General features: G+C 57.7%; 3 protein-coding genes. All 3 read right to left on the reverse strand.

Features of this window, described 5'->3' with window-relative positions; translation table 11 throughout:
* The coding region (locus LKE08_RS02605) for a hypothetical protein (protein WP_324702632.1) at positions 1-1982 on the reverse strand (1982 nt) is incomplete at its 3' end.
* A 364-nt stretch (positions 1983-2346) separates the two neighbouring features.
* Entirely contained in the window at positions 2347-2814 is a 468-nt protein-coding gene (locus LKE08_RS02610) for a Fur family transcriptional regulator (protein WP_324702633.1), read from the reverse strand.
* Between the two features lie 267 nt (positions 2815-3081).
* Complete coding sequence (locus LKE08_RS02615) at positions 3082-4491, reverse strand: GAF domain-containing SpoIIE family protein phosphatase (protein WP_324702634.1); 1410 nt, start codon at positions 4489-4491, stop codon at positions 3082-3084.
* Between the last annotated feature and the right edge of the window lie 348 nt (positions 4492-4839).

Consider the following 4839-nt stretch of genomic DNA (forward strand, 5'->3'; position numbering starts at 1 on the left):
TCGGAATATCCGGAGTAGCCGGAGTTGTCGGAATATCCGGAGTAGCCGGAGTTGTCGGAATATCCGGAGTAGCCGGAATTGTCGGAATATCCGGAGGGTTCGTCCCGGGAGGAGGCGTAAGATCCCCGTCTCTGCTGTTGGGCGGCCCAGATGGCATCCCGTTCCGCCGCCCACCGGGCGATCGCGTTTTGGGCTTCGTAGTAGAGGGCGCGGCCGTACCCGATGCGGGAGGCTTCGGAGATGGCGGCGCTGAGGCTACCCTGGCCGGCCAGGTCGTAGGCGCGGTCCAAAAAGGGCTGGTCTTGGGCGATCTGAATTTCGCTCACCCACCCGGCAATTTTATCCTGAGCTTCGGCGTAGAGGGCGCGACCGGGCTTGATTTCGGAGGCCTTGTCGATCGCCCCGCTCAGGTTATCTTCCCCAGCCAGGGCCAGGGCTTCGTTGAGGAGCGGCTGGTCTTCGATGATCTCAATTCGCTTCGTCCACTCGGCGATCAAGGTCTGGGCCTCGATCCGCAGGGGACGTCCGAGTTCCACTTCCCGGGCGTAGGCGACGGCGGCCCGGAATCCATCCACGGTTTCCGTGCGGGCGAGTTCCCGGGCGACGGCGATGTAGGGGCGGTCTTCGATGCGCTGCACCTCTTTGCGCCAGTGGGCGACCAGGGTTTGGGCGTGGATGCGGCGGGGGCGATCGGGGGCGATGGTTCCGGCCTGGTCGATCGCCAACTGCAGGGCCCAGGGGTGGCCGACCTTCGCCACCGCGCTCGCCAACTGCAGGCTGACGAGATCTTGGACCTGTCCCGACACTCGGTCCATCTGAGTTTTGGCTTCCTCATACACCGGCTGGTAGATCTCCGGGATGCCGTCGGGGGCCGCGGCGATTTTGTCCAGGGCCGCCCGACCTTCGATCAAAGTGGCGATCTGGTACAGGAAAGGCCCCCCGGAAGCCCGGTCGGAACTGACCCGTTGAATTTGGGTGAGGACGATGACATCCTGGGCTTCCGGGTAGAAGGGCGAGTCGGACGGGATCAGTTGGGCGATTTCGATCGCCTTCTGGAAATTGTCTTCCTCCGTCGCCTCCACGGCCAGGTTCAGCAGGTCGCGGCCCCAGTTTTTGATGTCATCTTGGGCGACGGCGAAAACGTAGAGTTGGGGGTCAATTCTCTTGGCCAGGGCGATGGCTTCCGACAGGTTGGAGGGGGTGGAACGTTTGGCGATGTTGCGGGCTTCTTTGAGGCGCTGTTCGCCCTGTTTTTCCAGGCCCATGCGGTCGAGGAGTTCGTCGTGCCGCTTTTCGCTCCAGTGGATATTGTTCAACTTGCTCAGGGCTTGGATATAATGGAACGCCTGGTCCCAGTTTTGATATTTGAGGGCCTCGGAGGCGCGGTCGGCCAGCCGTTGACCGTCGTCCCAGTCATTTTTCCAACCCGCGATCGCCCGTTCGACTTCCGCGTAGGCCGGGGAGTCCTTCGGCACCACCGCCACCATCGCCAGGGCCCCCTGCAAATCCCCCGCGTCGATCTTCTGGTTGGCGTAGACAATCAGCCGTTTGGACCACTCTCGCATCATCTGTTTCGCCTGAGTCTGTAGGGGGTGGTCTTCGGGCCAGCTCTGCACCAGGGCAAAGGCGGCCTGGATGTCCTTCAACTCGCCGGATTTGGTGGCGCGGTCGGCGCAGTAGAGGCGATCGCCCGAGGGGGACAGGGCCGAAATTTCTTCGCAATTCGGCGGTGGGGGAGTCGTGAGCAGCCACAACAGCGCCCCCGTCGCCGTCGTCCCGAAGCCCAGCAGGACGATCAGCCACAGGAGTTGCCATCCCCAAAATCCCTTCGGCACCCGCAAGCGGGCCGGCGGTTTGGAGGTCGTCGCGAGTCGATCGTTGCTATTGTCGGCGATCGCCATTTCGTCGGTGAGCGTGACATCGACGGACGATTCACCTTCTAAGGCAGGTTGCCGAGAGTGTTCAAATTGGGGGGTCGCCATGACTTCACCATCTTCCTTTCATCCATAGGTTAAACCCAACCCGGTCGGGGACGGGCGCCGAATGCGGTCCCTGGTTTTTCCAAACCGGACTCGAACGCCGGGGCGGACGCTACATCCACCGAATCTCGACCGGACGATTCGTAGAATCGAACTGCGCTCGGTCTGTGCCATCTGCCCGGGAATTCCAGACCCGATCGACTGTTATCTTAAACGCTTTGGAGCCCAGATGGGCAACATTTGCCGTTCAATCTGCAAAATTTATGCCCTCGAAACCGCTTTCGGACTCAATTTGAAGAATTGTTAACCCCGGGGGCGGAGCCGTTCAATTGACACGATCAATTGTCAATTGAACTGACGCCCGCATTCAGGACGCCTTTCGGGTTTCGTCCGCCTCCGACGAACCCTCGACGGCCGAGTCCGGGGAACGGTACCCGAAAAAGTCGATCTGGTAGTCGGTAATTTTGACTCCGGTTTGTTCCTCCACCTGGCGGATGATGGCTTCGGGTAGTTCGATGTGAATGTCGAGGATTTGCTGGGTATCTAAACAGTTGACGTGGGAGTGAGAATCGCTGACGTAGCCGTAGAGGCGGCCGCCTGACCGCTCGAGGCACTCGATGATATTTTCCCGCGACAGAGCCTCCAAGTTTTGATAGACCGAGGTGTGCCCGATCGCCTTCCCCTGTTGATTCAATCGGTCGTAAATGTCGCGGGCCGAGAGGTGTTCCCGCACTTGCCAGAGTAATTCGAGGATGAAGCGACGTTGGCGACTCAGCCGCATTCCTTGGGCCTGACAGCGATTCAAAGCATCTTCTAACGAACTAATCGGTTTCACAACTATCGCCTCAATGTTCTCCATCTACGTTGTAAGAGGTTGCTCGATCCGGTCTGCAGACTCGATCCGCCCGGATCTCATTTTATCTCAGAGGTGGCGGGGGTTCGAGTCGCGGGGGAGGCGGTGCCATCTCTGCGGACGAGTCGTTCTCCTCCGGCATCGACCCCCGGTCTGCTCCGGGTTCGTCGGCCGGCGGAAACCGGACCGGACCGGAGCGATTCGGCCAGGGCACCGGCTTGCCCCGGCTTTAACGTTCCCATCTTGCCGTCATTTTTGTTTCAAGACGATCAACGTAATGTCGTCAAAAATGCGCTGCCGGCCGATGTGATTGTAAACGTCCGTGACGATCGCATCTTTGATCGCTTCGGCCGAGCGGTCGTGGTGGCGGACGATGCCTTCGCAGAGGCGATCGAGGCCGTACTGCATTCCCTGGGTATTTTCGGCCTCCGTAATTCCGTCCGTGAACAGGACGACCACATCGCCGGGGTGGAGTTTGACGTGTATTTTATTGATGAATTGGCCGATTTCCGGCTCCAATCCCACCGGAAACCCCAGGTCGATGGTGTCGAGAATTTCGGCCCGGGGAGACGGCCCCGATCGCACCACGATCGCCTGTTCGTGCTGGCCGCTGATCTCCAACAGATTTCGACAATAATCCAACAGCATCAAGGTCAGATTTTTCTCGGATTTCATGCGTTCTACATTGTCGTAAATTGTGCGGTTCACTGTTTTCAAAAACTTCACCGCATCTTTCTCGTCGTGGGTCAAAAGCGTTCGCACGGCTGTTTGAACCATCATCATCAACATCCCGCTTTCCAACCCGTGTCCGGTGACGTCGCCGATGCCAATCTTGACCCGACCTTTGTGCTGCAAAATATCGTAGTAATCTCCCCCCACTTCTGCCGCCGGTTTCATGTACGTCGCGATGTCGAGGTCGGGAATTAGTTTCAATTCTTCCGGTGTGGGAAGGATCATTTCCTGGAGTTGGCGGGTGATGTCGAGTTCGGCACTCAGTCTCAGGTTTTCCGTCTTCAAACGGTCGTTGAGGCGCATGATTTTATCGTTGGCGCGGATCAACTCGGCCTGGGCCCGCTGGCGTTGCGTCAGTTCTTCTTGCAGTTGTTGGTGCATTTCCGCCTGTCGGATAGCGATCGCCAGTTGGGTGGCGAGTTGGGTGAGAATATCGACTTCGGTGCTGTGCCAGTGCCTCGGTCCGCGGCAGTGGTGCGCGATCAGCAATCCCCAGAGATGCTCTTCTTCGCCAGGAGATTCGGGGCGTTGGAGAATGGGGACGACAAAATTCGCCCGAACTTGCAAACTTTCTAATAATTCGACATAACAGGGGTGAATGTCGCAATTTTGGATGTCTTCGATGGCGCTGACGTGACCCTGGCGGTAGGGTTTGTCCCACCCATTCATGAAGCAGGTATCGTGGATGATTTCGTGGATGATCGGCCGCCAGTCATCCCCCACGGACTCCACGGAGACTTCCCCACTCCAATCTGGTAAAAAGCGGTAGATCACGACGCGATCGGTTTCCAACAATTCCCGCACTTCCTGCACCGCCGAGTTGAGGATTTCATTCAGATCCAGAGAGCGGCGAATCCGCAGTGCAATTTCGGCGACGAGATTGGAATTTTCCGATTGCAGCCACAGAGGAGGTGTATTGATGCCCATAATTCGGCTGAATAAAAAGAGACAACTAATTTTTAGTATAAAGCAGTGGCGCCTCATTGTTGTCTCTCAGCCTCGGGAGGTCGGCATCGAAAAAAATACCGAAAAAACATTTGATAGCGCTGCGCGCGGGAGTCGAGAATCGGGAGTCAGGAACTCAAACAAGGGGCGACCTCCCCTTGTTTCTGACCCGATTTAAACCGGTTGCCACGCGAGCGCTTATTGCTATATATAGCAACGAGCGCTCACGTGGTTACAGTTGAAATGGGGTCATAAATTTTCAAACCCTTATAGAAAAGCCGTTTCAGTTTCCGACTCCCTAATACCGACTGCCGAGGACCGCGCGCAGCG

The organism is Lyngbya sp. CCY1209, from assembly GCF_035615495.1.
In the GTDB taxonomy this organism is placed as follows: Bacteria; Cyanobacteriota; Cyanobacteriia; order Cyanobacteriales; family Microcoleaceae; genus Limnospira.

Bases quoted from the DNA above. Each gene is read 5' to 3' on its own strand.
- LKE08_RS02615 (WP_324702634.1), bottom strand. From the start codon at position 4,491: ATGGGCATCAATACACCTCCTCTGTGGCTGCAATCGGAAAATTCCAAT.